The following is a 3,335-nucleotide window of genomic DNA, read 5'->3' on the forward strand; positions in this document are numbered from 1 at the left end:
GGGCGGTTTGCGCGCTTCGAATGACTCCTCTTCGTCGCCCTGCTCGATATAGCGCCACAGATGACGGTTATCGTCGCGGTAGTCCACCTCGGTATCGGTGAAATAGACCTTGGGCGAGAGATCCTGCTGGCGGCGGGTGCGGGCAATGTAGGTGATCGCCAGGACGGCGCGACACCTCGGCAATACTCTGCAGAAAGGGCAGAATCGCCTTGCCGTTCGGACTGCGCGAGATCGTCCACACCGTCCGCGACACCAACCCCAGCGTCTGCTCGCCCAGGTCGGCGGCGACTTGCGGCAGTTCCTCCAGGTACACCAGGACCGGCTCGAAGCCGCGGCCGATGCGGCAGATCAGCGAGGCCCCCTCCAAATAATCGGTGATCCCCGCCGGACTCAGCAGCGCTTGAGCCTCGGCGATACAGTCCGGGAACACCTGGTCGAGCTGCGGAAAACTGCAGCGCAGTTGCCGGCGCAAGGGCTGGAGTGACTCGGCCGTCGGGATGGTGAGTGTGGGCATAAGGCCTCGGGGGCTGCGGTGAGGGACGCTTGATCAGGGTCGCGGGGACAGTATATCGCCATCGGACGTGATAACCGGGCGTAGGGGCGGGTTTCAAACCCGCCCCTACACCAAGGGTCTGGCCGGATATCAGGCAAGAAGGCGATAGCGATGCGGACCGGCAGCGGGACCTGGCCGGTGGTCCACCGCAACCAGGATGGATGTTGTCGTAATCGAAACTGACGACCGCACCGACCCGCGGGTTGTCGCGGGAGAGAACTTTTTGCTCCTCCGCAATGTCGAAACGCTAACCTCTGGTCCGGGCATCGAATCCCCGGTGACCTGGCGCCGATCGGACTTGAATAACTCCCGATGTCGTCCTCCAAGCCCCTGTTTCGATAGACAATCAACCAAGAGGAAACGAAGATGAGCTGGAAAGAACAACTCGACAAAGCGGTTGCGGCTGTCAAAGAGGCCGCCACCAGCGAAAACGCGCGGGAGATCGCGGGCAAGGCGAAAACGGCGGCGATTGGTCTGGTCGAGAAGGTCAAGACCGGAGCGCTCGACGCGGCCGATGCGTTCGTCGAGGCCAATCGCGATGCCTCGTCGCTGTCGGTGCGCTTCCTGAACGCGGATCTCACCATCCTTTCGCCCGCGGAGGGCATCTCGGTGACCAGGCCGGATGCGGCGACGCTCGTGGTCGACGACGGGTCTGGCAATAGTCTTGTCATCAACGCGGGTGCCAAACCCGCCTATGTTGCCGAGACGATCGGCTCGGTCGCCAAACTCAGCCACAACACCTTCGATCTGGGTCAAGAAGACGGCGTGAACGTCGTCGTCATCAAACTCTGACCGGTGCGAGTCACTAGGCGCCTCGGCGCCTTGCGTAAACTCGGCTAAGGTGATTTCCGACAATTTGGATATCGGTCAGTGTAGGTGCGACTTCAGTCGCACCTGCGTCCGAGCCGATGGTGGGTGGTATAGCGTTCGCACCTGATATCCAGACAGACCTTCGTGTAGGGGCGGGTTTGAAACCCGCCCCTTGTCCGGTTATCACGTCCGAAGGCTATATCCGGTGTTCCGGAAATCACCTAACCCACTGCTTGATGGATCAAGTGCAGGCAGCCCCAGGCGGCAAGCCCCGCGGCCAGATCGTCGAGCATGATGCCCAGACCGCCGCGCACCCGCCGCTCCAGCCAATAGATGGGCCAGGGCTTGAGAATATCGAAGAAACGGAACAGCAGGAATCCGGCAAGCACCCACACCCAGCCGGGCGGCGCCGCGGTGAGGGTCACCAACAGACCGGCGAATTCATCCCAGACGATGGCGCCGGGGTCGGCGCTGCCCAGATCGCGGGCGGTGCGGTCACAGGCCCAGACACCGACGAGGATCAGGACCGCCAGCACCGCCAGATAGGCGCCGAGCGGCAAGGGGGCCAGGATCAGGTAGAGCGGCAGCGCCGCCAGGGTCCCAAAGGTGCCGGGCGCCCGCGGGGCCAGACCGGAACCGAAGCCGAAGGCGATCCAATGGTGCAGGCGGCGCGGATTGAATCCTGCCTTGACCGCTCTGGACGTCTCAGGACGCATCGCACGAGTCCGCCGACGCGAAGTGGTCGAAACCTGCATGTGCAAGTGCGAACGGGGTTCCCGCCGGTGTCGTACAGACCAGTCCGGCCCCGCGGTCGACCCGTCCGATGACGGTCAGCGGGCAGCCGCAACGCGCGGCGATTGCGGCGAGCCGATCCCGGTGAACCGACGGCAGGCAGAAGCAGAGTTCATAGTCGTCGCCGGAAGCCAGCGGTAGACTCCAGTCGCCGGTCGTCTGCACGGCCACGGCAACCGCGTCGCTCAAGGGCAGCGCCGCCAGATCGAGCGCGCCGGCCAGTCCGCTCGCCGCCAGGATATGCCCCAAATCCGCCGCCAGACCGTCGGAGACATCGATCATGGCGCCGGCAAGTCCGCGCAGGGCGAGCCCCAGCGCGACCCGCGGGGTCGGCCGTTCGAGCCGCGTCCGCAGGGTCGGCGGCGGCAGTTGGCCGGCGAGCAGTGCGCGCAGGGCGAACCCCGCATCGCCCAGGGTTCCGCTCACGCAGATCAGATCCCCCGGCCGTGCGCCGCCGCGCCGCACCTCGGCACCCGCGGGGATGAACCCATGCACCTGGACCGTGATCGAGAGCGGACCGCGCGTCGTATCCCCACCCACCAGACTCACCCCGTACTCCTGCGCCAGCCGCCCGAAGCCGCGGGCGAAATCGGCGAGCCAGTCTGGTGCTGTCGTCGGCAACTCGACCGGCAGGGTCAGCGCCAGGGTCGCCCAGGCCGGCTCCGCCCCCATCGCCGCCAGATCGCTCAGACCGACCGCCAGCGACTTGTGACCGATCGCCTCGGCAGCGCAGTCGGCGAGGAAATGCACCCCGCTCGCCAGGGTGTCGATGCTCACGGCCAAGCGCTGCCCGGCCGGCACGGCCAGCACGGCGCAATCGTCGCCCACGCCCAAGAGGACATCCGCCCGGGACGTCCCGAGCGCGGCGAAATGAGTACGGATCAGGTCGAATTCGGACAAGGGCAATCCTGACAGGCGAGAGTCGGGCCGCACGCCGACGAAGAGTGCGCAGGATAACCCAGGGCGGGCGGCGGCTGGCGGATCAATCATGTCTTTCCGGTAACGGCCAAGGCGCCCGCGCCACCCCGGAACATGAAAGTCCTCTCGACCGCTGCGTAGTCAGGGCTTCCAGCCCTGACCTTACCAGTCCCCACTCCGACAGGCCAGGATGGCCTGACGACGCACTTTCACGGTAAGCCTGCATGGAATCCCGTCGCTAGCCCAGTAGGCTTTGAGCCCC

At 65.6% G+C, this 3,335-nt stretch carries 4 protein-coding genes; 1 reads left to right on the forward strand and 3 read right to left on the reverse strand.

All coding sequences use genetic code 11. The features are described from left to right. The coding region (locus QZY03_RS19315; RefSeq protein ID WP_295583794.1) for a hypothetical protein at positions 1-183 on the reverse strand (183 nt) is incomplete at its 3' end. A gap of 736 nt (positions 184-919) precedes the next feature. Between QZY03_RS19315 and QZY03_RS19320 the strand changes: the two genes are divergently transcribed. After that, entirely contained in the window at positions 920-1,345 is a 426-nt protein-coding gene (locus QZY03_RS19320) for a hypothetical protein (protein WP_295583795.1), read from the forward strand. A 239-nt stretch (positions 1,346-1,584) separates the two neighbouring features. Here the strand turns inward: QZY03_RS19320 and QZY03_RS19325 are convergent, their stop codons facing one another. Both QZY03_RS19325 and thiL read right to left on the reverse strand, forming a co-directional pair. Next, positions 1,585-2,079 (reverse strand): phosphatidylglycerophosphatase A, encoded by a 495-nt coding sequence (locus tag QZY03_RS19325; protein WP_295583796.1) that lies wholly within the window; start codon positions 2,077-2,079, stop codon positions 1,585-1,587. Continuing rightward, complete coding sequence (thiL, locus tag QZY03_RS19330; protein WP_295583797.1) at positions 2,069-3,055, reverse strand: thiamine-phosphate kinase; 987 nt, start codon at positions 3,053-3,055, stop codon at positions 2,069-2,071. The genes QZY03_RS19325 and thiL overlap by 11 nt, the downstream gene beginning before the upstream one ends. Positions 3,056-3,335 lie beyond the last annotated feature (280 nt).

The organism is uncultured Lamprocystis sp., from assembly GCF_903933125.1.
In the GTDB taxonomy this organism is placed as follows: Bacteria; Pseudomonadota; Gammaproteobacteria; order Chromatiales; family Chromatiaceae; genus Thiodictyon.